Annotated in this window: 23 protein-coding genes and 1 pseudogene; 9 read left to right on the top strand and 15 right to left on the bottom strand. The window is 62.0% G+C overall.

Annotation, left to right across the window (positions count from 1 at the left end):
* Positions 1–187 (bottom strand): annotated as a pseudogene (locus ACQ5BM_RS34400) (molybdate ABC transporter permease subunit); the annotation flags it as partial.
* Positions 188–606: 419 nt separating this feature from the next.
* On the opposite strand from ACQ5BM_RS34400, the gene ACQ5BM_RS34395 reads away from it, so the two are divergent.
* Both ACQ5BM_RS34395 and ACQ5BM_RS34390 read left to right on the top strand, forming a co-directional pair.
* Positions 607–1,218: an RBBP9/YdeN family alpha/beta hydrolase gene (locus tag ACQ5BM_RS34395; RefSeq protein ID WP_429820795.1), complete on the top strand. Its 612-nt coding sequence runs from the start codon at positions 607–609 to the stop codon at positions 1,216–1,218.
* A gap of 318 nt (positions 1,219–1,536) precedes the next feature.
* Complete coding sequence (locus ACQ5BM_RS34390; protein ID WP_429820793.1) at positions 1,537–2,943, top strand: FAD/NAD(P)-binding protein; 1,407 nt, start codon at positions 1,537–1,539, stop codon at positions 2,941–2,943.
* Positions 2,944–2,968: 25 nt separating this feature from the next.
* On the opposite strand, the gene ACQ5BM_RS34385 is transcribed toward ACQ5BM_RS34390, so the two are convergent.
* The 4 genes from ACQ5BM_RS34385 to ACQ5BM_RS34370 all read right to left on the bottom strand — a co-directional run bounded on the left by ACQ5BM_RS34385 (position 2,969) and on the right by ACQ5BM_RS34370 (position 6,422).
* The gene (locus ACQ5BM_RS34385; RefSeq protein ID WP_429820791.1) at positions 2,969–3,820 is read right to left on the bottom strand and encodes an ABC transporter permease subunit; all 852 of its coding nucleotides are present in this window, start codon (positions 3,818–3,820) and stop codon (positions 2,969–2,971) included.
* Positions 3,817–4,608, bottom strand: a complete 792-nt coding sequence (locus ACQ5BM_RS34380) for a taurine ABC transporter ATP-binding protein (RefSeq protein ID WP_429820789.1) — start codon at positions 4,606–4,608, stop codon at positions 3,817–3,819. The genes ACQ5BM_RS34385 and ACQ5BM_RS34380 overlap by 4 nt, the downstream gene beginning before the upstream one ends.
* A gap of 80 nt (positions 4,609–4,688) precedes the next feature.
* Positions 4,689–5,696: a taurine ABC transporter substrate-binding protein gene (tauA, locus tag ACQ5BM_RS34375; protein WP_429820787.1), complete on the bottom strand. Its 1,008-nt coding sequence runs from the start codon at positions 5,694–5,696 to the stop codon at positions 4,689–4,691.
* Positions 5,697–5,873: 177 nt separating this feature from the next.
* A complete protein-coding gene (locus ACQ5BM_RS34370) occupies positions 5,874–6,422 on the bottom strand; it encodes a flavin reductase family protein (RefSeq protein WP_429820785.1) in 549 nt (182 codons plus the stop codon).
* A 185-nt stretch (positions 6,423–6,607) separates the two neighbouring features.
* On the opposite strand from ACQ5BM_RS34370, the gene ssuD reads away from it, so the two are divergent.
* Together ssuD and ACQ5BM_RS34360 are read left to right on the top strand one after the other, a co-directional pair.
* Positions 6,608–7,789, top strand: a complete 1,182-nt coding sequence (gene ssuD, locus ACQ5BM_RS34365; protein ID WP_429820783.1) for an FMNH2-dependent alkanesulfonate monooxygenase — start codon at positions 6,608–6,610, stop codon at positions 7,787–7,789.
* Positions 7,786–9,225 carry an FAD/NAD(P)-binding protein gene (locus ACQ5BM_RS34360; protein ID WP_429820781.1) on the top strand — a complete coding sequence of 480 codons (1,440 nt, stop codon included), beginning with the start codon at positions 7,786–7,788 and terminating at the stop codon, positions 9,223–9,225. The genes ssuD and ACQ5BM_RS34360 overlap by 4 nt, the downstream gene beginning before the upstream one ends.
* Before the next feature lie 99 nt (positions 9,226–9,324).
* Here the strand turns inward: ACQ5BM_RS34360 and ACQ5BM_RS34355 are convergent, their stop codons facing one another.
* The 5 genes from ACQ5BM_RS34355 to ACQ5BM_RS34335 form a co-directional block, all read right to left on the bottom strand.
* Positions 9,325–10,038 carry an MOSC domain-containing protein gene (locus ACQ5BM_RS34355; RefSeq protein ID WP_429820779.1) on the bottom strand — a complete coding sequence of 238 codons (714 nt, stop codon included), beginning with the start codon at positions 10,036–10,038 and terminating at the stop codon, positions 9,325–9,327.
* A complete protein-coding gene (locus ACQ5BM_RS34350; protein WP_429820777.1) occupies positions 10,031–10,738 on the bottom strand; it encodes a glutamine amidotransferase in 708 nt (235 codons plus the stop codon). Before ACQ5BM_RS34350 ends, ACQ5BM_RS34355 begins: the two co-directional genes overlap by 8 nt.
* Positions 10,739–10,750: 12 nt before the next feature.
* Positions 10,751–11,314 (bottom strand): redoxin domain-containing protein, encoded by a 564-nt coding sequence (locus ACQ5BM_RS34345; protein ID WP_429820775.1) that lies wholly within the window; start codon positions 11,312–11,314, stop codon positions 10,751–10,753.
* A 48-nt stretch (positions 11,315–11,362) separates the two neighbouring features.
* Complete coding sequence (locus ACQ5BM_RS34340; RefSeq protein ID WP_429820773.1) at positions 11,363–11,911, bottom strand: carboxymuconolactone decarboxylase family protein; 549 nt, start codon at positions 11,909–11,911, stop codon at positions 11,363–11,365.
* Between the two features lie 209 nt (positions 11,912–12,120).
* Positions 12,121–12,702 carry a MarR family winged helix-turn-helix transcriptional regulator gene (locus tag ACQ5BM_RS34335; protein WP_429820772.1) on the bottom strand — a complete coding sequence of 194 codons (582 nt, stop codon included), beginning with the start codon at positions 12,700–12,702 and terminating at the stop codon, positions 12,121–12,123.
* A gap of 223 nt (positions 12,703–12,925) precedes the next feature.
* Between ACQ5BM_RS34335 and ACQ5BM_RS34330 the strand changes: the two genes are divergently transcribed.
* The 4 genes from ACQ5BM_RS34330 to ACQ5BM_RS34315 all read left to right on the top strand — a co-directional run bounded on the left by ACQ5BM_RS34330 (position 12,926) and on the right by ACQ5BM_RS34315 (position 17,112).
* On the top strand, positions 12,926–13,372 hold the full coding sequence (locus ACQ5BM_RS34330) for a pseudoazurin (protein ID WP_429820770.1): 447 nt from the start codon (positions 12,926–12,928) through the stop codon (positions 13,370–13,372).
* A 116-nt stretch (positions 13,373–13,488) separates the two neighbouring features.
* Positions 13,489–14,019 (top strand): MgtC/SapB family protein, encoded by a 531-nt coding sequence (locus ACQ5BM_RS34325; RefSeq protein WP_429820768.1) that lies wholly within the window; start codon positions 13,489–13,491, stop codon positions 14,017–14,019.
* 393 nt (positions 14,020–14,412) lie between these two features.
* Positions 14,413–16,296, top strand: a complete 1,884-nt coding sequence (locus tag ACQ5BM_RS34320; RefSeq protein WP_429820766.1) for a patatin-like phospholipase family protein — start codon at positions 14,413–14,415, stop codon at positions 16,294–16,296.
* A gap of 354 nt (positions 16,297–16,650) precedes the next feature.
* Positions 16,651–17,112 carry a histidine kinase gene (locus ACQ5BM_RS34315; RefSeq protein ID WP_429820764.1) on the top strand — a complete coding sequence of 154 codons (462 nt, stop codon included), beginning with the start codon at positions 16,651–16,653 and terminating at the stop codon, positions 17,110–17,112.
* Positions 17,113–17,224: 112 nt separating this feature from the next.
* Here the strand turns inward: ACQ5BM_RS34315 and ppk2 are convergent, their stop codons facing one another.
* The 4 genes from ppk2 to ACQ5BM_RS34295 form a co-directional block, all read right to left on the bottom strand.
* A complete protein-coding gene (gene ppk2 / locus ACQ5BM_RS34310) occupies positions 17,225–18,076 on the bottom strand; it encodes a polyphosphate kinase 2 (RefSeq protein WP_429820762.1) in 852 nt (283 codons plus the stop codon).
* Positions 18,045–19,841, bottom strand: a complete 1,797-nt coding sequence (locus ACQ5BM_RS34305; protein WP_429820760.1) for a SulP family inorganic anion transporter — start codon at positions 19,839–19,841, stop codon at positions 18,045–18,047. Before ACQ5BM_RS34305 ends, ppk2 begins: the two co-directional genes overlap by 32 nt.
* A gap of 559 nt (positions 19,842–20,400) precedes the next feature.
* Complete coding sequence (locus ACQ5BM_RS34300; protein ID WP_429820758.1) at positions 20,401–20,562, bottom strand: hypothetical protein; 162 nt, start codon at positions 20,560–20,562, stop codon at positions 20,401–20,403.
* 430 nt (positions 20,563–20,992) lie between these two features.
* Positions 20,993–21,481: a RidA family protein gene (locus tag ACQ5BM_RS34295; RefSeq protein WP_429820756.1), complete on the bottom strand. Its 489-nt coding sequence runs from the start codon at positions 21,479–21,481 to the stop codon at positions 20,993–20,995.
* A gap of 194 nt (positions 21,482–21,675) precedes the next feature.
* Here ACQ5BM_RS34295 and ACQ5BM_RS34290 point away from each other — a divergent pair, with 194 nt between their 5' ends.
* A complete protein-coding gene (locus tag ACQ5BM_RS34290; protein ID WP_429820754.1) occupies positions 21,676–22,374 on the top strand; it encodes a TetR/AcrR family transcriptional regulator in 699 nt (232 codons plus the stop codon).
* A 105-nt stretch (positions 22,375–22,479) separates the two neighbouring features.
* Here the strand turns inward: ACQ5BM_RS34290 and ACQ5BM_RS34285 are convergent, their stop codons facing one another.
* Positions 22,480–23,451: an EamA/RhaT family transporter gene (locus ACQ5BM_RS34285; protein WP_429820797.1), complete on the bottom strand. Its 972-nt coding sequence runs from the start codon at positions 23,449–23,451 to the stop codon at positions 22,480–22,482.
* Between the last annotated feature and the right edge of the window lie 29 nt (positions 23,452–23,480).

Below are 23,480 nucleotides of genomic sequence, written 5' to 3'. Positions count from 1 at the left end.
GCGGATCGAGCGTCAGCGCCACGAACTCGGACCAGCCGAGCCCGCTTGCCCGCACCACCAGCCCCGACAGCGGGATCAACACGATCAGCACCAGCCAGCTCAGCGTGATCCCGAGCGATAGCCCAAATCCAGGCAAGACACTCGGCTGGCGAAACCGCCAGCGGCTCCCATTGCGTCGCTCCGTCAACTTTCGGTCACCTTTTCAGCCCTGCAACCGCAAAGGGTTGCACCATCCCCTATCCAAACCGATCATCAAATCGCCGGTTGGCCGGCTTGTCAGAGCGCCGGTGTCTTTCGGCGCCAAACTAACAATTTCACGGGCTCCAACAACGCAAATTTTTGACGCTGGGACGGGTCACAAGGAAACTGATTTCGCTTTTGAGCCGCGTCGAAGGAAACACTCTACTGCGGATATTGTTCCATGTCCGATTGTTGATCGCGGGGGGCGTGATCTTCAGATCAGAAAATAAATACTATAGAAATTATAGATATTAGGCGTTCCTTGCTTCTCCGCCGTCTGTTGCTTGCGCATAGTCGATCCAGAACCGGATCTGTTTGCAACGGAACGTTGCAGGTCCTGGATCGCCTTCGCAAGAGATTGATGTCATGGCAAAAACGCTCATCATTCCGGGATTGTTCGGGTCCGACGAGGGGCACTGGCAACGCCATTGGCTGAGGGATCATCCGGATGCGGTTCTGGTCGAACAGAACGATTGGAACCGGCCAAGGCTTGATGATTGGCGCGATGCTCTCGAACGCGAAATCCTCCGGCACGGGATCGTCGACCTGGTGGCCCACAGTCTCGGCTCGATTCTTGTTGCCGATCTGGCGCGGCGCCCCCTGGCAGGGCATGTGCGCAGCGCGCTGCTCGTTGCGCCCTGCGACCTCGGCCCAACCGATCGCCTGCATCCCGGTGCCATCGATTTCGGCCCAATGCCCGATCTGCCATTGCCTTTTTCCAGCCTCGTCGTCGGCAGCCTCAACGATCCCTATATGCCTTTCGATCGCCTGCGGCACGTTTCGACGCGATGGGGCAGCCGTCTCGTCGATCTCGGCTATGCCGGCCATATCAATATCGCCAGTGGCTTCGGCCGCTGGTCGCATGGCTATGATCTGTTGCGCGTTCTGAACGGCATCGCACGGCGGGAGCCATCGCGGGCGCAACCCATGGAGCTTGAAGTCATGGAACGGTCACCTATGCCGAGCAGCCCGGCCTGAAGCCCTATGGAACTGGACCGACATACTCTTCTACGCAGCACTTGATGTTGGGATCGTTTCGCGCTCTAATAGCGCACTAACTTTATAGAGTATGCCGTCTAGGGATGACCATGCGCCGGAGTGCCAGGCCAGCCAGAACAACGGATACGGGCTCGACCGCTGCCGCGGTGGGCGCTATGTTTTCCCGACCCTGCGACTATCGCATATATCGACACCTGGGTCGGCATTTTGTGACAATTCGGTCGGTGTGCGCGTTCGGACCGAAACAGCCATGCATTTCAGACTTTGCCGGACAGAACCGGCCATGGGAGAGTGCACATGACTGTCCATGGATTGTTTGCGAAGGTCGCTCCCGAGGGAGCCGCTGCCAGAGCCAAGCCGCATATCGCCATCATTGGTCGCGGATTTTCCGGCGTGATGATGGCCATTGCGCTGATGAAGTCGGTGCGGACCGCGTTTCACGTCCACCTTTTCGACCCGCAACCGACGATCAGTGGCGGGCAAGTGCTGGCCGCCGCCCAAAGTGGCGAGATCCTCAACAGCCGGGTGCGCGACCTCTCGGTCGCCGCTGGCCAGCCGGAGGACTTCAACGATTGGCTCCTGGCGAATGCGGAGTTCCGCGCGGCAGTTTCCGCCGCCATTCCCGGGTTTCAGCAGATCTTTGTGCCGAAGAGCATCTTCAGCGACTACGTCTACCAACGCTTTTCCGAAGCCCTAACGCGCCGGCCCGATATATCGATACAGCTCTCCTGCCAGGCGGTGTTGGGCCTGCGCAAGCAAGCCAATGGCCGCTTCCTGGTCATGCAGGAGGAAGCGACAGTGGAGTGCGATGCCGTTGTGCTGGCCACCGGCTTTGGCCTGCGCGAAGGCGAGATGGAGATTGCCGAAGAGGAGAGACCGCTGGTGCGCGCCCGCCGTCTGGTCGTTCCGCGCCATACAGTCCTCCTCGGCAGTGGTGTCCGGGTGGTCGACCGGCTGTTGCAATTGCGCGACAACGGTTTTGCCGGCGAGATCACCATTCTCTCCCGACACGGCTTTCTGCCGCAGCCGCATACGCGCCTCGCGGCGGCGCCGACTTTTCCGGTTGGACCGATGCCGACCCGGCTCGGCGAGATCGTCCGCTTCGTGCGGCAGGCCTGCGCGGAGGCGGAGGCCACCGGCCTTGGCTGGCAGGCGGCCATGAACGGGCTGCGCCGGCGCGCACGTTCGCTCTGGCAATCATTGCCTGAAGAGGAAAAGCGCCGGTTCAACCGGCACCTGCGCTCGATCTATGACAGCCATCGCAACCGCCTGCCGGCGCCTTTGCACCTGCGACTCCGGCAGGAACTCGCCGGCGGGCAAACCACCATTCGGAAGGGCTGGGCGGGCAAGCGCCGCCCAGATGGATTGATGGTGCGCTGGGCGGGCGAAAGCGAGGAAACGCTGCTTGCGGCCGATCAGGTGATCGACTGTCGCTGTTCGGCACCGGACCTTCGGGCGCCGCTGATGCAGAGCCTCTTTGCCGGCGGGCTGGCAGAGCCGGACGAGCTCAGTCTTGGGATCGCCGTCAGTCCGGCCGGCGAAGTTCTCGCCGGCGGACAGCCGACGCGCAATCTCTACGCGATCGGACCGCTCGGCGTCGGCAGTCTGCCGGACATCGACCTGGTGCCCGAGATCGTGACTCAGACCTATGCCGCGGCGCGGTTGATCGCCACGCGGCATCGCGTGACCCTGAAGACCGGGTGACGGTGACGCCCGATCTTCCAAGATGTCATCGTCGCGTCGCCCACGGTACCAGCCACCGCTCAAGCTGCCGCGCCGTCATATCGAAGACGAAGGCGACGGCGGCGATGACGACGATGCCCGCGATCACCACATCGGTCACCAGAAATTGAGCTGCGGACTGGATCATGAAGCCGAGGCCGCGTGTTGCCGCGACCAGTTCGGCGGCCACCAGCGTCGACCAGCCCGCACCGAGCGCAATCCTGGTCCCGGTCAGGACCGAAGGAAGGGCGCTTGGCAGGATGACGTGGCGTAGAACCTGCAGACGCGACGCGCCAAAGGCGCGGGCGGCGTTGATGTGATCCGGCGAGGTGGATTTGACGCCGGTCGCCGTCGACAGAATGATCGGCGGCAACATTGCGAGCGCGATGACCGCGATCTTGGAGGCCTCGCCGATCCCCAGCCAGATGATCACCAAGGGCAGATAGGCAAGCGGCGGCAAGGGGCGCAGGAACTCCACTATCGGATCGAGGATGCCTTTGCCGAGCCGACTGGTGCCGATGGCAATGCCGGCCGGCACGCCGAGGAGGATTGCCACTGCAAGCGCGCTGAAAATCCGCAGAAGACTGGCGCCCGCATGCTGGGCGAGCGTCGCGTCGACGAAGCCTGTAACGGCAAGGCCTTGCAGAGCCTGATAGACGGCGAGCGGCGAGGGCAGGAACAGCGGCGAAACGAGACCATAGCTTGAGGCAAGGCTCCAAAGAGCGAGCAACGCAGCGATCGTCGTCAAGGATATCCAGGCGAGTGGTACCTGTGATCGTGTCGTGCGTCGTTCCGGTTGCTCGACAATGCCCTGCGCCTGAAGCGTCGTCGACGGTGCACTTTCGATCGAGAGGCTCATGCGGCGATCCCTTCGTCTTCGGCATGGATGAGGCCAGTCAATTCGTCATGCAGGCGCCGGAACGCCGGAGAACTACGGATCTCGGAGAGCGGTACGCCGGCAAGAAAGTCATGGCCGAATGTGGTTGCGATCTCGCTGGCGATGCGTCCCGGATTGGGGGCGAGCACGATGACCCGGGTCGCGAGCAGAAGCGCTTCCTCGATGCTGTGGGTGATCAGGAGCGCGCCGACGCGGCTCTTCTGCCAAACATCGAGAAGAAACCCCTGCATCCGGCTGCGCGTGAGTGCGTCGAGCGCGCCAAGCGGTTCGTCCATCAGCAGAAACTTCGGATCGGAGGCGAGTGCTCTGGCGATGCCGACACGCTGGCGCATGCCGCCGGAAAGCTCCCAGACGTGTCGGCCCGCCGCGTCAGGCAGACCGACCCGATCAAGGAGGTTCCTCGCCTTTTCCTGGCGCTCGGACCTGGAAATGCCGCGCAGGTGAAGTGGAAAGGCGACATTGTCGAGAGCGGTCAGCCACGGATAGAGCGCATCGTCCTGGAAAACCACGGCCCGATCTGCACCCGGACCCGTAACCGGTCGGCCGTCGATGCAGACATGACCGCTGCTTGCCGCCACGAAGCCAGCCGCCAGATTGAGAAGACTGGTCTTGCCCGAACCGGAGCGGCCGATGACGACGACGAATTCGTCGCGGGCGATCTTCAGGTTAATGGAAGCGAGAACCGGGGCGGTTCTGCTGTCGGAGGCTGCATATCGCAGCGTGACATTTTCGAGGGAAAGAACGGACATCCTGTGTTCCCATTTCGGCTGGCACGTCGGCATGCTCGCCCGGTTGTCTGTGCCGGGCGAGCAGGGGAACGGCTCTGGCCTCAGAACGAGAGCTTCGCCGCCTCCTGCGCCCAGCGGGCGGAGACGTAGGGCGTGTAATCCGGAAGCACCGCAGGGATCTTGCCCTGATCAAGTAGGAAAGCCGAGGTCTCGGCGATTGCCTTGGCCGTAGCACCGCCGAGAAGATCGGCGCCGGCCTGTTCTTCAAGCGAAGGGAAGTAATAGCCCTTGAGCAGGTTCGGAACGTCCTCGGGCTTTGCGCCGGTCAGGCGGGCGATCTTTTCCACCTCAGGCGAAGCGGCGTTCCAGCTCTCGGGTTTTGCGCGATAATCCGCATAGGCGTCCCCTGTCACCTTGACGAAGCCTGTCACGACATCCGGATGCGCTTCGGCAAACTTCTTGCTGACGATCCAGGCATCGAAGGTAGGACCGCCCCATTTCGCCACATCACTAGAGGTCGCGAGCACCGTCGCGGTCTTCTTGATTTCGGAGAGCACCGGGTCCCAGACATAAGCGCCGTCGATATCGCCGCGCTGCCAGGCAGCCGCAATTTCCGGAGGCCGGAGGTTGAGGATTTCGACCGCCTTCGGATCGATATTCCAGTGCTTCAAGGCCGTGAGCAGGCTGTAGTGTGCCGTCGAAACGAAGGGGGTCGCGATCTTCTTGCCGGCAAGCTGCTCCGGCTTGTCGATGCCCTTGACGGCGAGGGCCTCGGCTTCGCTGATCAGTCCGACGACGAAAATCGTTTCGAGGGGCAGTTGCCGGCTGGCGGCAGCGGCGAGCGGCGACGAGCCGACATAGCCGATATCGATCGACCCGGAGGCGAGCGCGGCGATCACGTCGGCGCCGCCGTCGAACTTTTGCCAGGTGATCTTGGCGCCGGTGACTTTCTCATAGGTTCCGTCTGCCTGCGGAACGCGCGACGGCTCGACGATCGGTTGGTAACCGATGGTCAGCGTCGTTTCGGCGGCGAGAGCGGGGAAGGGCGCCTGGCTGGCGAGAAGCAAGGCCGCGCCGGCGGCAAGAAGGGTGCGTCTGTGGATCGTCATTGTGTGCTCCTCAACGGTTGGGTCCTGGCCCCGCTGCGGAGCCTCACTACAATAATTATTAAAAAGATAGATTTTATATAGATAATTTATTCCGGATTTCACTGACCCGCAGCGCGCCCATTCCAAAATTGAGACGTTTCGGCGCAGCTTCGTGCGCCTGCCGGGCTTTGCGCGAGGCTAGATGTCCAGACCGCCGTAGCGGCCGTTGTGGTAGAGGATCGGCTCGCCGGAACCTGTGGCGATGGCCACGACCCGCCCGAGGATAATGGCGTGGCTGTGGCGCTCGATGATTTCCTCAACTTCGCAGTCGATCGCGGCCAATGCCCCGCTCAATGCTGACGCGCCGCTTGCCAGCCGAACCCAGTCGGCTCCCTCGTAGCGGGCCGGGCCCTTGGCGCCATCCAGGCCGGAGAAACGTTCGGCCACTCTCTGCTGCTCTCGCGAGAGGATGTTGACGCAGAAATGCCGATAGCGCTGGATGACGGGCCAAGTCGAAGAGGTCCGATTGATATTGACGATCATGGTCGGCGGATCCACCGACAGGGCCGTCGCCGAAGTGACAGTGGCCCCGGTCCGTTCGTCGCCGATGCCTGCGGTAATCACCGAGACGCCGCCTGACAGATTGCGCATGGCCGCCTTGAGAGCCGGCGCCGTGATCGGCTCGTAGCCATTGCTGGTTGGAACACTTGCGTCGAATGCAGGAGATGCGGCGAGCGCGATCGTCATGGCCTGTCCCTCGAAATTTTTGCCTAATTCCCGGGCGCGAACCGCCGATACGGGAAAAATTTTTCCTCTTACTAAAGATGGTCGTCTGATTTTTGATTGTCAATAAAATTTATAGAGTTTATGTTTTTGCGGTCGGCAAGACGTTCATGGCTGCCGAAGACCAGCTTGCGAGGAGGCATTCGCCGATGGACACTGCGCCTGTGAAAATTCCCGAAAAGATCAATGTTCTCTGGTTCCTGCCGACCCACGGCGACAGCCGTTATCTCGGCACCACGCGTGGCGGCCGCAATGTCGATATCAACTATCTGAAGCAGGTGGCCCAGGCGGCCGACGCGCTCGGCTATTACGGCGTTCTCATTCCGACGGGCCGCAGTTGCGAAGACAGCTGGGTGGTCGCCTCGGCGCTGGCGCCGCTTACGGAAAAACTGCGCTTCCTGATCGCCGTGAGGCCTGGCCTCTTGTCGCCGACGCTGGCAGCGCGCATGACGGCCACGCTCGACCGACTTTCGAATGGGCGGTTGCTGATCAACGTGGTCACCGGCGGCGACCCGATTGAAAACAAGGGAGATGGCATTCACCTCTCGCACGGCGAGCGTTACGAGGTGACCGAGGAATTCCTCAATATCTACAAAGCCGTGCTACGTGGTGAAGAGGTCGATTTCAAGGGAAAACACTTCGATATCGAAGGTGGCAAGCTGCTGTTTCAATCTGTGCAGAAGCCGCATCCGCCGCTTTATTTCGGCGGCTCCTCGGGCAAGGGTCAGGAAGTGGCGGCGCGCACGATCGACAAGTACCTGACCTGGGGAGAGCCCGTCGAAGACGTTGCCCGAAAGATTGCAGACGTTCGTGCGCTCGCCAATGCCGAGGGCAGGGAGGTAACCTTCGGCATCCGCCTGCACGTGATCGTGCGAGAAACGGCCAAGGAGGCATGGCAGGCCGCTGACGAACTGATACAATATGTCGATGACGACACGATTGCCGCGGCACAGAAGGTGTTCGAGCGTATGGATTCGGTTGGTCAGAGCCGCATGAGCCGCCTGCATGGCGGCCGACGTGACAAGCTTGAAGTCGCTCCAAACCTCTGGGCCGGGGTTGGCTTGGTGCGCGGCGGTGCGGGCACGGCACTGGTCGGCGACCCCGACGACGTGAGGGCTCGTATCGAGGAATACCGGCAGGCCGGCATCGATAGTTTCATCCTGTCCGGCTATCCGCACCTGGAAGAGGCCTATCGTTTCGGGGAACTGGTGCTGCCGAACCTGCCGCTTGCCCATGCCGTTCCGACCCGCGAGGCGTCGATCAACACCGGGCCGTTCGGCGAAACGATTGCCGGCGATCATCGTCCGAAACTGAAGGTTTCCCAATCGTGACGGGACCGACGCGCCGAACCGTCATCGCAATCGTCGGCGGCGGCTTCACCGGGGCGGCGGTTGCCGCAAACCTCGCGCGGAACGCGGCAAGTGACGGCGCGGCCATTGTCGTCTTCGAGCCGAGGGGGCGCCTTGGCGCAGGCCTCGCCTACGATACGGACAATCCCGCGCACCGCATCAACGTACCGGCGGCGCGCATGAGCCTGGTTCCAGACGATCCCGACGATTTCCTCAACTGGATGGCGGTAAAAGGCGAACCGCTCGGCGATCCCGATGCTCTGGCGGTTGACGGCAATCTCTATCCGCGCCGAGCGGTGTTCGGCCGCTATGTCTGCGAGTTCGTCGCGCCGTTCCTGAAAAGTGGAAAGGTCGAGCATCGGCGCGAACGTGTCGAGCATATCGAGCGCAGCGGGAATCGTTGGCGACTGGGCAGCTCCGCCGGCACGGACCTGCTGGCCGATATCGTCGTTATCGCCACGACGCATCCGGCGCCCTGCGCCCCACGCCGCGTGGATCAGGCGCTTTACGGCCACCCGCGCTACGTGCCCGATTCCACCGTTGCTGGTGCCCTGGACTGCATCCGTGCCGATGACCACGTCCTCGTCATCGGAAACGGGCTGACGGCAGCCGACGTGATTGCTTCGCTGGGGCTCGCCGATCATCGCGGCCCGGTCGTCGCATTGTCGCGCCGAGGCTTGCGGTCACGCGGTCATCCGGGTGAGCCCCAGGAACCGTTCGGCGATTTCTCCAACAACCCGGCGCGAACCGCACTCGAATTGCTGCAGCGCGTTCGGCGCGCCCTGCGCCAGGCAGCAGAAATCGGTACCAGCTGGCATGGGGTTTTCGATGCGCTCCGCAGCCAGGGCGGTCAGGTCTGGAGGGCCCTGCCAGTGGTGGAGCGCCGCCGCCTCGTGCGCCATCTGCGTCCGTTCTGGGACGTCCACCGCTTCCGCGTGGCACCGCAGATCGATGGAGCGATCCTTGATGGGCTGGAGCAAGGGCGGGTGCGAATTCTCGGAGCTGCCATCGAGCAGGTCGAGAGACGCGGCCATGTCATCGCGGTCGATATCCGTCACCGACATGCCGGCCGCCGGGAGCGCCTACTGTTCGATGCCTGTGTGGTGACCACCGGTCCGGCTCATACCGGCATCCTCTCGAGCCAGAGTTGGCTGGCAGACCTCGCTTCACAGGGATGGTTGCGTTTGGATGACGTGGGTCTGGGTCTTGCCTGCGACGAGGCAAGCCGCGCAGTTGGTGCGAACGGCACCGCGGAGCGATCGCTGATCGTTGCCGGGCCGCTGGCGCGTGGCACCTTCGGCGAACTGATGGGCTTGCCGCAGGTCAACGACCATGCAATCTTCGTCGCCGAAGAGATTGCCGATATGTTGGAACCAGCGCGAAACGGCCAGCGCGTCGCGTCCGTCACAACAATCTAGCAACAGCCGTCACCGCCCGCCCGTGGTGCGGATGGAACGTATCCGTGTGCGGTTCTGCGATAGGGCGCAAGGCGCGATTGCGAGAGATCGCGAGGCACTTTAGCCGCTCGTCGGCGCGGTTTCGCCATCGAGACGTCGCGACCAGTCCTCGACCGTGTGCGTCTGGAGGCGCCTGGCCGCGTAATCCCGCCAGCTCGATGGGAGAATGGCTAGGTTTGTGATCTCTTCAAGAGCCTCCCTATTGAGGGTATCGACGTAGAGAAAATGCCAGAGCCGGGCGATGCTCCATTCGGGGTGACGGCGCTCGACGAGGTGCAGTCGGTCGCCGGCCGAAACCGGTCCGCCCTCGATGACGCGATAATACCAGCCGGTGCGGCCGGATTGCTGAAGACGCCGGGCCATATCGGGCAAATCGAAACGGCGATTTAGCTTCCAGCAGGGCTGTCTTCCCTGGCTTACCTCCAGAAGAGCGTCGCCCAGGCGGAATCGGTCGCCAACCGCGATGTCGCGCTCCATCAGGCCCAGGGTCGAAAGATTTTCGCCAAAGGCGCCCGGCTGTTGCAGCAACGGCATGGAGCCGATCTCGTCCATCCAGGCTCGATAATGGTCCCGAGGGTAGTGATGCACGGCCTTGTCGACGCCGCCATGCCTTTTGAGATCCCCCTGGTGATCGCCGGAAAAACCGGTAGCGCCGAGCAGCACGGCGCCACCGATTGGATATTTGACTATGCCGCTGAGGGTCCCCCGATCGTCGATCGGCGAGAGGCTGCCTAAGAGCAAGGCGTCGAGTGCGGTCGGCTGCCGATCAATCATCGATATGCTCCACCCAGTCGCTAATCATCGCTGCTGCGGCGCGCTTCAGGCTGGGGCCGAAGCGCAGGGCATCGGCACGAAGATCCGCCACGCTCAACCCAGCAGCCGCCAGTTCGCAGGCATGGCCGACCAGCCAGCGTTCGAAGCGAGCACCCGTTTCCACCTCTGGATGAAACTGCAAGCCGAGCACCGTCCGTCCCTGCATGAAAGCCTGCCGTGCGATAGCCGGAGTCGAGGCGAGCAGCTCGGCACCGCGCGGCAGGTCAAACGTATCTCCATGCCAGTGCAACACGGAAACGTCGGCGAGATGGCGGAGAGGTGAAGCAAGGCCGGCGGCAGAAAGGCTGAGCGGCGAAAAGCCGATCTCCTTGATACCGGATGAATAGACGCGAGCGCCAAGCGCCCGGGCGATCAGTTGCGCGCCCAGGCAAATGCCAAGCGTCGGTCGATCGGCGGCAAGACGTGCTTGCAGCATTGCGATCTCGTCTGCGACGAAGGGATAAGCCGTATCCTCGTAGACGCCGATCGGGCCGCCGAGCACGACGAGAAGATCCGGCTCGGTCGGATCGAACGAAAGATAGTCGGCATTGCCAACGTCTCGATACTCGATGGCAAACCCCGCCGCGCGCAGCGGGTCCGCAAAGGTGCCAAGGTCCTCGAAATGCACGTGCCGTATAGCGACGGCCTTCTTTGACGTCATCAGCCGTCTCCTCTAGCGGCGTTTATCATAAGTATTGGGGATCATGCAGCCGTCGTTCGTGCACCCGTTCGTTTCCGGACTTTCGGCGGCGACGTCGGGGATCGGCGCCGCGAGCAGCGCGGCAAGGCGGGCGCCGATGACCATGTCGTCTTCGATGCCGAAGCGGTGATATTCAACGTGACCGTCGCGGCCGATGATGATTGCGGTTGGCGTGCCGCGCATCCCGTAGAGTGCCATCGTCTTCGGTATCGGCCCGTCATCGGATGGTTGATCGACGGCGATCGGGAAGGTCAGACGGTATTCGTGAATGAAGGCCTTGAGCGCGTCGGGCGTCATGACCGCGTGATGCTCGAACACCGAATGCAGGCCAATGACCTGGAGGTCGGTCTCGCGGAAGACGGTCTGCACGCGCTGGGTCTGGGGCAGGCCGTGCGAGACGCAGGCCGGGCAGAGCATCTGAAAGGCATGGAGGAAAACGACCCGTCCGCGAAGCCGTTCGAGGCTAAGGGGCGTCGTGGAATTGAACCAGGTTGAGACGGCGAGTTCCGGCGCCGCGATCCGATAGCTGCTGTTCATTGTCTTCTCCGGAGAAGGCCGGACGGGTTCTGCCGTCCGGCCGCCTTGTCAGGCCGCTTCGCGAACGAGCTTCACGACAGGGAAATCCACCGGTACGGCGAGCGCGACGTTGATGTAGTTGGTGAAGAGGTTGAGCGCGACATGGGCAATGATCTCGACGATGTCCTGATCGTCGTAACCGGCATCGCGCAGCGACCGCACATCCGCGTCAGTGACCTGGCCACGTGCCTCGACAAGCTTCCGGGCGAAGATCAACGCGGCGGCGGTCTTCGGGTCGGACGACTTGCCCCGTTGCGCGCTTGCCATTTCCTCGGCGGTCGCTCCGGCCTTGCGGCCAAGTGCCGTATGGGCGGCCAGGCAATAATGGCACTCATTGCGGTCGGCGACGGCAACGGCGATCTGTTCGCCGAGCTTGGCACCGAGGCGGCCGTTCCCGAGCGCGCCGAAAGAGCCCCACATGCTGGCAAGTGCGGCCGGGGAATTGGCGACCGCCCGGAACATGTTGGGGGCGATCCCGAAGGCCGAGCGGATCTCGCCAAGCAGTTCACCGCTGGCGCCGGTTGCCGAATTGGGGTCAACGAGATTAATTCTGTTCATGGTTTTCTCTTTCTATTTGCGTGGAGGGAGAAAATTGCCGGTCCGCCGATGGCAGTCGTCGGACCGGCGCCAACATCATCGGTGTCCGTCCGCGGTACGGAGAACGGTGCTTGCGGGATCCGATGTTGAAGCTCTTCGTGAAAGCATGGGGCGCTTTCGGTCTTGCCCCGGGCTAGTTGCCGGCGCTGGTGTGTCCTTTCATTTTCATTTCAGGCTGCACCGTGGTTGAAGACGCGCCAAGCAGCGTCCCGCTCAGCGGCGTCGGCGCCTCCAAATTCACCGCAGTCAACGCGCAATTCCGCCGGCCCGAAGGCGGCATCGACGAAGGCGCAATGGTGCGGGGCCTTCGCATCGTCGTAAACATTTGGCCGGAAGTAACGACAGTTGACGCACATGCGCTGCTCAGGGATGGCTCCAGCCGTTTGCAGGCGGCGGATGATCTTGACGAGGTGCATCAGCAGGTCCTGCTGCTCGAGCTTGGAGAGCGCCGCAATGGCATCCTCGGTCGCTGATGCCAGTTGACCGGCCTGACAAACCGCGGTTTCGCCCTGCGGCGTTGCCGCGACCGAAAGCGCGCGCGCATCGCTGGGATCGGCTTGCTTCTCGACAAGGCCCTTGCGCAGGAGCGCATTGACCGAGTCCGTCGTCGTGGGTTGGCTGACGCCGAGATAGGCAGCAATCTGCTTTACGCGCATGCCGCTCCGGCCGCGGGCGACGAGAAAGGTGAGGATCTGCAATTGCGTCGGATTGAGGCCGATGGCCTCGGCCGCCGTCCAGGCCTCGCTGCGCATGGCCGTCGCCACGCGCGATAGCCCGTCACCAATTCGGTCGACCAAAGAGGGTGTGCTGCCAGGTTCGTTGCTCATGGCGATTATAGGTATAGGAGTCCTATGTACTGTCAACATTAGAAAAGCGCTCCGAATTTGACGCGCATCAAAGTAGAGGCGGCATCGGGGGCCTATTTCTCTGTTCGAACAACCCGAGCACGGGCTGCTCGCTCAAATGGAGAAGACGATGTTGAATGCAATCAAGAGCGGATTGGGTTTCGCCATCGCGGCAATGCTTGTCGCAGCACCTGCAGCCGCCGCAGACTTTGAAGTGCACATGCTGAACAAGGGCAAGGACGGCGCGATGGTGTTCGAGCCGGCGTCGCTGAAGGTTGCGCCCGGCGACACGGTTACCTTCATCCCCACCGACAAGGGGCACAATGTCGAAACCATCAAGGGCATGATCCCGGACGGCGCCGGGGCCTTCAAGAGCAAGGTCAATGAAAACTACAAGGTGACCTTCACCGCTCCCGGCGTCTACGGCGTCAAGTGCACGCCGCACTACGGCATGGGCATGGTCGGCGTCGTCCAGGTCGGAGACGCCCCAGTCAATCTTGATGCCGTGAAGGCCGCCAAGAACCCGAAGAAAGCGCAGGAGCGCCTGGATGCCGCCCTGGCGGCACTCGGAAACTAAGCGTTTCGACTTCGCTTCGGAGCGGGGTGGGGACAGGCCGCTCCCGGCGACCGCGCACTGGGTGAGGCACGGCGCCATCATGCGGAACCAATGCGAAGACTTCGCGTTGGTTCCGCATGGATCAAATCGCCGCCGAATTGTTCCCGCCGTCACAGATTCCTTATCCCATCATATTTGTGCGCGTCCTCGGCGCACTGTTCCTGGGTGCCGTCATCGGCTTCGAGCGTGAGGCAAAGGCGCGACCGGCGGGCCTCAAGACCCATATGCTCGTCTGCCTTGCTGCCTGCACTTTCGGCATCATTTCGCTTGAGAGCGTCCGGCTCGGTGGCTTCTTCGACGATCGTGTCCGCCTCGACCCGCTGCGCGTGGTGGAAGCGGTGACCGCGGGCGTTGCCTTTCTCGCCGCCGGCACCATCGTACTTTCCAGGGGCGAGGTTCAGGGAATAACGACCGGCGCCAGTCTCTGGCTTGCAGGGGCCATCGGCCTTGCGGTGGGCTTCGGCCAATGGGTCGTGGCCGGCCTTGCGGCGGCATCCGCCTTTTCCGTCCTTTTTGTCATCGGCTCTATCGAGGCGCAGGCCATGCGGCACGAACAGCCAGACGTGGAGCCTCGGGACGAGGCGAAAGACATCCACGCCAAGCGCTAGGCTTGAGTGCCCGCTAGCCGGATCGAACGGAACTGGCTTGGGCGAGGTTATCAATTCGCATGATGCAGCGGTTCTAGTGAATTGATTTTCATTGGGATTGTTGTTGCTTGGGTAAGCTGGCTCCTCCGGCCAAACTTCGTCCGGTTCCGGCCCGCTGGAGCCTTGGCGAGGGCAGCCCGTGGGCTTGGCCCTCTTCGCCTCAGTCGCAGAACGTGAGCGGGACGAGGCGACTTGGCGAAGTGGTGCGACTGTCACGCCCTTCTGGAAGAGTGAGCGCTGCTCGCCAGGCGTCCGACAACGTCGCCCGCTACAGAGGGTGGCCCACACCAAATCTGTTCGGCAATTCCCGTGGGAACCGCTAAGGTTGACCGACGCTGCACCGAGGAAGGTTAGATGGACTCCACCGGTTCCCTTGCCGCCAAATTGCTATCGGCGACGCTCTTGTTCGACCAGACGTCCTTGGCCGCGCTGGAGGCTCTGGCCGCCAACTCCGATCGCCGGATTTTGCGACGCGGCGAGGTTCTCGTTCGTGAGGGAGACCGGTCGGACCGCTTCTTCGTCGTTCTATCGGGACGCTTCACGGTGCACCGGGAGGGCGTTGGCGAGACTGTTGCGGAGATCGGCCAGGGCGAGCTTGTCGGCGAAATCGGCTTTTTCGCCGCGTTACCGCGCATTGCCACCGTCGTTGCGGCGCGTGATTCAATCGTACTCGAAATACGTGACGACCAGTTCGAGAGGGCCGCCAAGGCGTTGCCCAGCCTGCGCCAGTCGGTGACGACGTTTCTCGCGCGCCGGTTCGCGATGCAGCCGCCGGCGCCCACGCAGACCAAGCAACCCTGCAAACTCCGGACGCTGGCGATCGTGCCTGCGGGCCGCAGTCGCATTTTACCCGATTTCACCGCGCAGCTCCGGGCCGCGTTTTCTGCTGGCAAGCGGGCCGTGTTCCTGACCCGGCGAGAACTCGAAGACCGGTTCGCCGGCCTGCCGATCGACGATCAGCCCGTGCTCGACTGGCTGAACCATCTCGAAGGCAAGGCCGATATCATCGTCTATGTCGCCGATGACGAGCCAAGCGAGTGGACGCGCGTCTGTATCCGTCAGGCCGATAATGTGCTGCTGTTCGCCGATGCATCCGACCCGGCCGACCTCAGCGCCTGTGAGGCGCTGGCGCTTGCCATCCATGCGCCGTCGAACCTTCGGCTTGTACTCGTTCACCCGAAGCGCACTGCAACGGTTTCCGGAACCGCCGCCTGGCTCGACGCGCGACCCGGGGTCCGCCAGCATCACCACGTTTCGCTGGAAGACGGGTTGGACGTCGAGCGCCTGGTCCGCTTCATCTCAGGTGAGGCGAGGGGCTTTGTCGCAGCCGGCGGAGGCTCGCTCGGCTGCGCGCATATCGGCGTTTACAAAGCCTTCGTCGAGGCGGGGGCCTCCTTCGACTATCTCGGCGGCACCAGCTCTGGCGCTGCGATGATGGCAGGCTTCGCCAGAGGACTGGACGCTGACGCAATCGACCGGGGAACGCATCTCATCTTCGTCAAGAGCCGCGCGTTTCGTCGTCTCACCTTGCCACAATATGCGCTGCTCGATCACAAGGTGCTCGACCGCACGCTACAGGCGGAATATGGCGACGTTCTCATCGAAGACCTCTGGCTTCCGTTCTTCGCTCTGTCGACCAATCTCAGCAGTCGGCGGGCGCATGTCCACCGCCGGGGAAAGCTCTGGCAGGCCGTCAGGGCGTCAGGCTCGATCCCTGGTGTCCTGCCACCATTCTTCACGGCCGAAGGCGACATGCTGGTCGATGGCGCCATCATGAACAATCTGCCGCTGGAGCAGATGAAAGAACTCAAGACCGGTCCTAATGTCGTCGCGAGCTTGGGCTCTAACGGACCAAGAAAACATCATATCGACTATGACAGCATACCGGGAGCATCCGAACTGGCGGTGCGTATGCTCACACCCTTCGGTCGTGCCACCCTGCCGAAGGTCCCGAGCATGATTCAGGTGATAACGGCGAGCGTGCTGGCGCACAGGCCCGAGGAAGTCATGCTCGATGAGCAGGATATTCTCGTCTCCCCGGCGATTTCGAGCGCGATCGGATTCATGGACTGGAGCCAGCATTCCGAACTCTATGTCGAAGCCTACGAGTGGACGAAGCGATGGATCGTGGAGCGTCTTCGCGATAATGACCCGAGGCTCCTGCGAATACTTGGCAGTCGGGCAGCGCCCGGCTTGAAGCAGGCGGCGGCGAGTGACTTGGACCGGTCCGCCCTGTGACAGGGGTCGTATTCGGTAGGGCGGACATGCGTCGGATGAAGGGTGTTTGCCTCGGAGTTCTGAGCCGATTTCATCGCCCTTGCTGAATTGTCACCGTCCTCTTGCGGTTGTAGTATTTTAGGATAGCCTTGCGGGGGATTTAGCCCGCAAGGCTGTTCCGCTTGGAAGTGAGAAGACCAGCAAATAGAGAGCCCTCGGACGAGAAACGGCTCGAATACGAAAATGCTTCGTCCCCGAATTGGTATGCCGATCGGGTTCCCTTGGATGTACTTGCGGGACGTCTTTGGTGTTCGGTGCACGGCAGGTGTGTAGTCCGTGCCACAGTAGTCCCATTGCTTGAAGTGGATCGACGTGATGGCTGAGAATAAGAATGCGGGCGCACCTCCGAGTGCGCAGGACCTCCGAATGCAGATCCTTCAGCGGGAAATGGAGGAAATGGACAAGGAGCGGCGATTAAAGGCGATCGAGGAACAGAAACACGCCGATTTTGCCGCAGATTTTCTGGAAAAACAGGTGACGGAGGAGGAGATCGCCATCGTTCGCCGGCTTGTGGCAAACGCCGTCAAGGCCGGCAAGTTCGAGGCGATGGTTTACAGCTTCCCCTCCGAGCTTTGCAGCGACAGCGGTCGTGCAATCAACAGTGGCGACCGCGACTGGCCGCAAACCCTGCAGGGCAAGGCGAAGGAATTTTTCGATCGCTACCAGACCCATGGCAAGCCGCAGGGCTACAAGCTGAAGGCGATGATCATCAACTTTCCGGGCGGCGTGCCCGGCGATGTCGGGTTCTTCCTGAACTGGGCTCCAGACAAGGCCTGAACGCGACTGTTCTCCGTGCCGGCGGTCTCGCCGGCGCCCGCGCTTCAGTACTGCTGCCAGAGAACCTTCAACGCTCGGAAGCCCCGCGCCGCAAGGCGCGGGCTTACCAGTCCTAGAAGACGTCGGGTACCGTCCTGCGAACGTGATCGTCGTCCGCGAAGTCGTTCGGCCGCTTCTGGCGCTTGCCGAGGTCCGGTTCGGTGAACTTCACGTGTTCGTACGGGATCGAGGCGAGAATGTGCGAGATGCAATTGATGCGCGCCCGCTTCTTGTCGTCTGACGGGACGATCCACCAGGGGGCATACTCCGTGTCCGTCATGCGGATCATCTCGTTATAGGCCCGGGTATAGTCCCACCAGCGCTGATAGGACTCGACGTCCATCGGGCTGAGCTTCCATTGGCGCAACGGGTCGGCGATGCGCTGGCGGAACCGGCGCTCCTGTTCCTTCTCGCTGACATCGAGGAAGTACTTGAGCAGGACGATGCCGCTTTCGACCATTGCCGCTTCAAAGCGCGGTGCGAGTTCGAGGAAACGTCGGGCGCTGTCTTCCGAGCAGAAACCCATGACGCGCTCGACGCCCGGGCGGTTGTACCAGGAGCGATCGAAGATCACGACCTCGCCGGCGGCCGGCAAATGCTGGATGTAACGCTGCATGTAGATCTGGGACTTTTCCCGCTCGGTGGGCGCGGGCAGGGCCGTGACCCTGAAGACGCGGGGGCTGACGCGTTCGGTCAGCCGCCTGATCACGCCACCCTTGCCGGCGGCATCGCGCCCCTCGAAGACAATGACGATGCGCGCGCCGGTCTTTTTCACCCAGGCCTGCAGGTGCGCGATCTCTTCCTGCAGCCGGGCAAGCTCCTTGGCGTAGCCGCCGGATGAGCGCTCCTCTGGCGCTGCTCCTTCGGCAACCCTATCGGCGTCGTTCTTGTCCTTATTCTTTTTCTTGCCTTCGTGTTTTCCCATCTTTCTCTCCCGTTTCGAAGCTCTGTGCGGTTCCCACGGCGTTCGAGTTCGCAGCGATTTCCCCTTCCGGTTCCTGGCTTTCGCCATACCGGGCCTCGTAAGCGTCGAGCGCATCCTCCATACCCTCGAAGATCATGTTCGGCCCGATTCTTTCGATGATGCCGGCCCGGTCGAGCAGGGCGCGCGCATCCGTATGCAGCTCCGCCAGACCTAGCGCGATGCCCCCGGCCTTCAACTCGTCAGCGAGTTCCCCGAGCATCTCGGCGGCGGTGCTGTCGATCTGGGGGATCGCACTGGCGTCGATGACGAGCCAATGGGCCGGCGGCGGCAGTTCTTCGGCAATGGCCGTGAGGCGCGCTCGCACATAGTCCGCGTTGTAGAAAAGCAGGCTGTCCTGGATCATGCAGGCTCCGAAGCCCGGCACAGGCCGTGCATCCGGTGCGCGATGCAGCTTGTAGAAGCCGTCCCGACCCGGAATTCTGCCGAGCAGGGCGTCGTGCGGATACATGGTCTGCAGCAAGAGATAGATCAGGGTGGCGGCAATGGCGATGACCACGCCACTCAGCACGCCGAGACCGATGGGCCCCCACAAGGCGATCAGAGCAAAAACGAATTCGATCCGGTTGATGCGCCATATCCGTCTAAGGCCCTCGATATCGATAAGGCTGAGGGCCGTTGCCGCGAGTATCGCACCCAGAGCAGCGACCGGCAGGATGCGCAGAACGTTGCCGAGGAACAGGAGTACCGCCATGAGGGTTGCGGCTGCGACGAGGCTGGCGATTTGCGAACGACCGCCGACGGCGAAGTTCACGGCGGTGCGCGAATCCGAGGCCGTCACCGGAAACGTTCCGAACAGCCCGGCGGCGAAGTTTGCCGCGCCGAATCCGGTCAGTTCGCGGTTCGGGTCGACACGGTAGCCGCCGATCGTTGCGAAGCTGCGGGCGGCGATGACACCGGAGCCGAAACTGACAAGGAAAATCGCCGCCCCGCCGGTAAGCAAGGCGTCGATTGGCAGGTTGCCGATGCGCGGCAGAACGAGCGATGGCAGCCCCTGCGGTATGTCGCCGACGATCGCCATGCCGCGCCCTTCGAAGTCGAAGAGAAAGGAAAGTAGCACGGCCACGAAAACGACGATTACCGGGCCCGGTATGGGCGAGCGATAGATGCGGGCCACTTGCAGAAGGGCAAAACAGGCCAGGGCGAAGGCCAAGGTCGGCCAATGGATCGAACCGGCTTGTCGCAGGAGTTCGAGCACGGGCGATATGAGTCCTTCGGACTCGATATCGACGCCGGTAAAGCGCTTGATCTGCCCGACCAGGATCGACAGTGAAATGCCGGCGAAGAAGCCGGTCAGGATCGGGCGTGACAGAAAGGTCGCGAGCACTCCGAGCCGTACCAGACGCGCAAGCAGGCACAGGATGCCGACGACCAATGCGAGCAGCGCGGCCGCCGTCACGCGGTCAACCGTCGCGCCGGGCGTCGCGAATACCGTTGTCAGAACCGCCGCCAGCACCGTCATCGTCGCAGCATCCGGTCCAACGATGAGCTGGCGCGATGGACCGAAGAGCGCGTAGGCGATGAGCGGCGTTATGCTGGCATAGAGACCCGTTTCGGCGGGCAGTCCGGCTATAGCGGGATAGGCGATGGCGCTTGGCAGGCCGACGGCGGCAATTGCAAGTCCGGCCGAAATATCGCTGCGCAGCCAACCCACCCGATAACCATCCAGGTTCGCGAGTAACGGCAGGCGAGGCAGATGAAACGGCATGCTCGTGCCCCCGGATTATGCCTCCTCCAACCGGGAACGGATTCGTACCGATGGGAGGGTCAAACGGATGGACCATAACACTGGCAATATTAGAGATGCAAAACTTTTCGTTTTGGCTGATCCTGCGTAATTCGCGAAAGTTGCATCGGGCGCTTGACGCAGGTTCCTGCAACGTGTGCCCTTCCTGCAGGCCGCGCCAGAATGCCGGACGCGAAAAATCCCGTGGCGGCAAGTCATCACTGTGCAGCGTGTTTACTGCGGACGGCGATCCAAGCGCGTCCGTCGCTGCCTCACCGCCTCGCTGCCTGTCGCCCTGTCAGATGGGGAGTTCGAAGCCGGATATCTGGACGATCCAAGGCAAGTTCCCGTCTTGGTCCGAGAGGTGCCGGAAAGGCCAGGTCCGTCACGAGGCGCTCGGCACCGAAGCTTGTGGCCGAATGGCGATGCGATACCGAGTCCCGTGGCGGTACGCGAGCGCAGGCGAACGACCGCTCTCGGCGTGAGAAAGAGCACCGCGCTGCACGGCGCGGTCCACTGAAATGCCGGCCGGAGCGCCTTGTTATACCTTGGGCATGACACCTTTGGTGACGAGCCAGGTCTCGAAGGTGCCCGGGCATCCTTCGCTCAGCCATCTTCCCCGGTAGGAAAAGCCGGGGGTGGCACGTCCGGCGCCAACGAGCCCGTCGTCATAGCGGCCGACGATCCCAACTGCCTTGTGCATTTTTCCAGGATGTTTTCTCTTGGTCTTTGAGAGCTTCATTGGATGCCCCTACGCACTACAACCTTAAAGAAATAGCGTCTCACAATGCACGCATCCGTCAAGGATTAGACGGGTGCGCAAATGGGATTAGGAGTCGAGCGAAAGGTGATGCGCCGGTCGATAGTCGCAGGCCGCTCGATCAGGTCTCCACGATGTCGGCGTTCCATCAACAGACCCGGTTCTGTCGGTCGGCAGCCGCTGATTTCGTCAGGACGAAGCAGCAAGGTCCGCCAGCGCCTGGCTAATTGCGCGCGTGGCAAGTTGAGAGCGGCGGCTTCGTCGTGACCGCGAAGGGCAGGGCGCAGAAAGGCGGCGGGTGGCGGCTTGCATCTTGCGCCCTACCGCCGCCGACCCTCTATCGACACCCTCGCGCGGGCTGGCCCGAGCAATACTATTGCAGAACGACAACGGCTTCGACCTCGAACAGCATGGGGTCGATTGCGAGCTTCGGAACGGGAACCAACGTTTGTGCCGGCAGCGCGGTCCCAAACATTTCCTTGACGTTCTCGGTCAACACCCCAAGCTTGGACATATCGTGGTCGACCACGAAGATTGTGAGCTTGGCAACCTGGTCTGGCCGGGCGCCGAGTGAGTCGAGGGCAGCGCGCAAATTCGCATAGGCCTGCTTAACCTGAACGGCGAAGTCGGGCGACAACGCTCCCGTACTGTCTTGGCCCCCCTGTCCGGAGATGTAGGCCACCCGTGCACCAGCGGGCGTGACCACCGCGGTGCTGTAACCATTCGGCGTCGGGTCGTAGAGAGTCTTGGGATTGACAATAGTCAGCTTGAGATTGCCCTCATTCGCTGTTGCCGCACTCAGAACTCCAATGTTCATGATGACTAGCCCTCCGATAAGCACATGCTTGATTGTGCGTGACATGATTTTTCTCGCCCGAATGCCATAAGCACGGGTCTCGCGCCGGCATAATTTGAACCCTGAGCCCAATCATTGACGATTGACTCGTACAGTGTACGATCTTCCTTACATCGTACACTGTACGAGTCAATGGGTAAGGGTCGACATCCACTGTGTTTCCGGCCAAATACGCGGGAGCGAATGAAGAGGAAGATGCAATGGCGGCCAAAAGCAGCGGCGCCCGGACGAAACGATTACAACGGGAAAATGGGAGTCGCCAATCAGGCCAGGAACAGCGCGGCGACGGTTCGCTCTCCCTCGAACGTATCATAGCGACCGCTATCGAACTGCTGGACGCTCAAGGTGTAGACGGGTTGACGATGCGACGGCTGGCTGATCGTCTCGGCTCAGGAGTAATGAGCCTCTATTGGCACATCGACACCAAAGAGGATGTTTTTGATCTCGCGCTCGACGCGGTGCTCGAATACCGCGGCTTTTCGCAAACGGGTGAACCCGGAGGGTGGCGCGCAGAAGTCGTCCATATGCTCGAAGACTGGCGCGCCTGCATGCTGCGTCATCCTTGGTCGGCTTCGCTGTTGCCGAGCCGGGCGCTCGGCGCCAACATGCTGCATCGCTTGGAACTGCTCGGCAGCATCTTGTCCCGCGCCGGTGTCGCCGACGCGGATCTCAACGTTGCGATCTGGTCACTTTGGAATCACGTCCTGGGCGCCACCGTCACACGGGCAAGCTTCGACCTGTCGGATGAGGACAAGGAAGCAGCCCAGCAGCGCCTTACGCACCTTAGTGAACGCTACCCGACAATTGGACGCTCCCGTCTCTTGCTGGAAAACGACTGGGACGGCACCTTCAGGAAGGGCCTCGATTTCCTGCTGGATGGTCTGACGCCGAAACAGTGACCGTCGAAGTCTTGCGACACGGTGTTGCCGAGCGTAGCTGAGATTTTTCGCCGATACTTCTCACCCGCGCTGCGGGCAGCCATCGCCAATCGATCGCTGCGAACCTCAGGATGGCTCCGGAATAGCCTCGTTTATATCGACCTGTTGGCCATAGAACACACGGATGGCTAGAACGACGCCGGCGATCAGCACCACAACGCCGGTGGCCTCGATCATTGTCGGCCATCGCGCATGGACAACGAGGCCACCGATCACGCCGAAGGCAGTTTCCGAGACGATCAATTGCGCCGCGAGCGCGACGGGCAGGGTACGCGAAGCGACATTCCACGCCCACACCCCGCACACCGTCGCCATCAGGGCGAGCGAGGTCCCCCACAAATAGAGGGAGCCGGCCGCTTCCCAGCCGAAACCGAGTTCCGGAAGCTGAACGAGGCTCATCGCTGTACCAACCGGGTAAAATGCGAGCATCTGGACACCACCGCTGATAAGGATGAGCGCAGACCACGTATCGGAGGGCATGTCAGGGCGGATTGCGAGCGCCGCCTGATTGGCGATGGCAAACCACACCCATAGCCCAACCGCCGCAAGAGCAAGCGGGATACCAATCCAAAGCGACCGAACGGAAATGAGGCTGTCAGTCGTGAATGCCGAGCCGTTGACCAGAATGAGACCGATCACCACAAGTACGAGTGGCGTCATCAAGAAGCGCCAGTGGAGCGACTGCTGACGCCGGTTTCCAATGATCGCGAGTACGATCGGCACCAGGCCAAGGAAGGCCGGCGCAATGACCGGTCCACTGAAGATTGCAGCTCCCGTCACCGTCAGAAAGTAGCCGACGTAGCCGATGAAGGCCAATCCCGTTGCCGCCATGGCGTTGCGGAACGTCAGGTGGCGTAGAGCCGTCTCTCGTCCCGAAAACAAAATGACTAGACCAACCAACGCCGAGACGACGTGCCGGACCAGGGCGAAATCGAAGGTGGAGTAGTCACCGATAATGAATGGCACGATGAAATTGAGGGAGAAGGCAAACGCCGCAAAGAGCGCTGCGAATACGCCGACCGAAAATTGCCTGTTCATCATGAGCACAGCCTCGAGCGTCTGAATGA

It is taken from the genome of Ensifer sp. B1-9, from assembly GCF_050474445.1.
Taxonomy (GTDB): Bacteria; Pseudomonadota; Alphaproteobacteria; order Rhizobiales; family Rhizobiaceae; genus Ensifer.
This window is presented reverse-complemented; position numbering and strand designations above follow the sequence as displayed.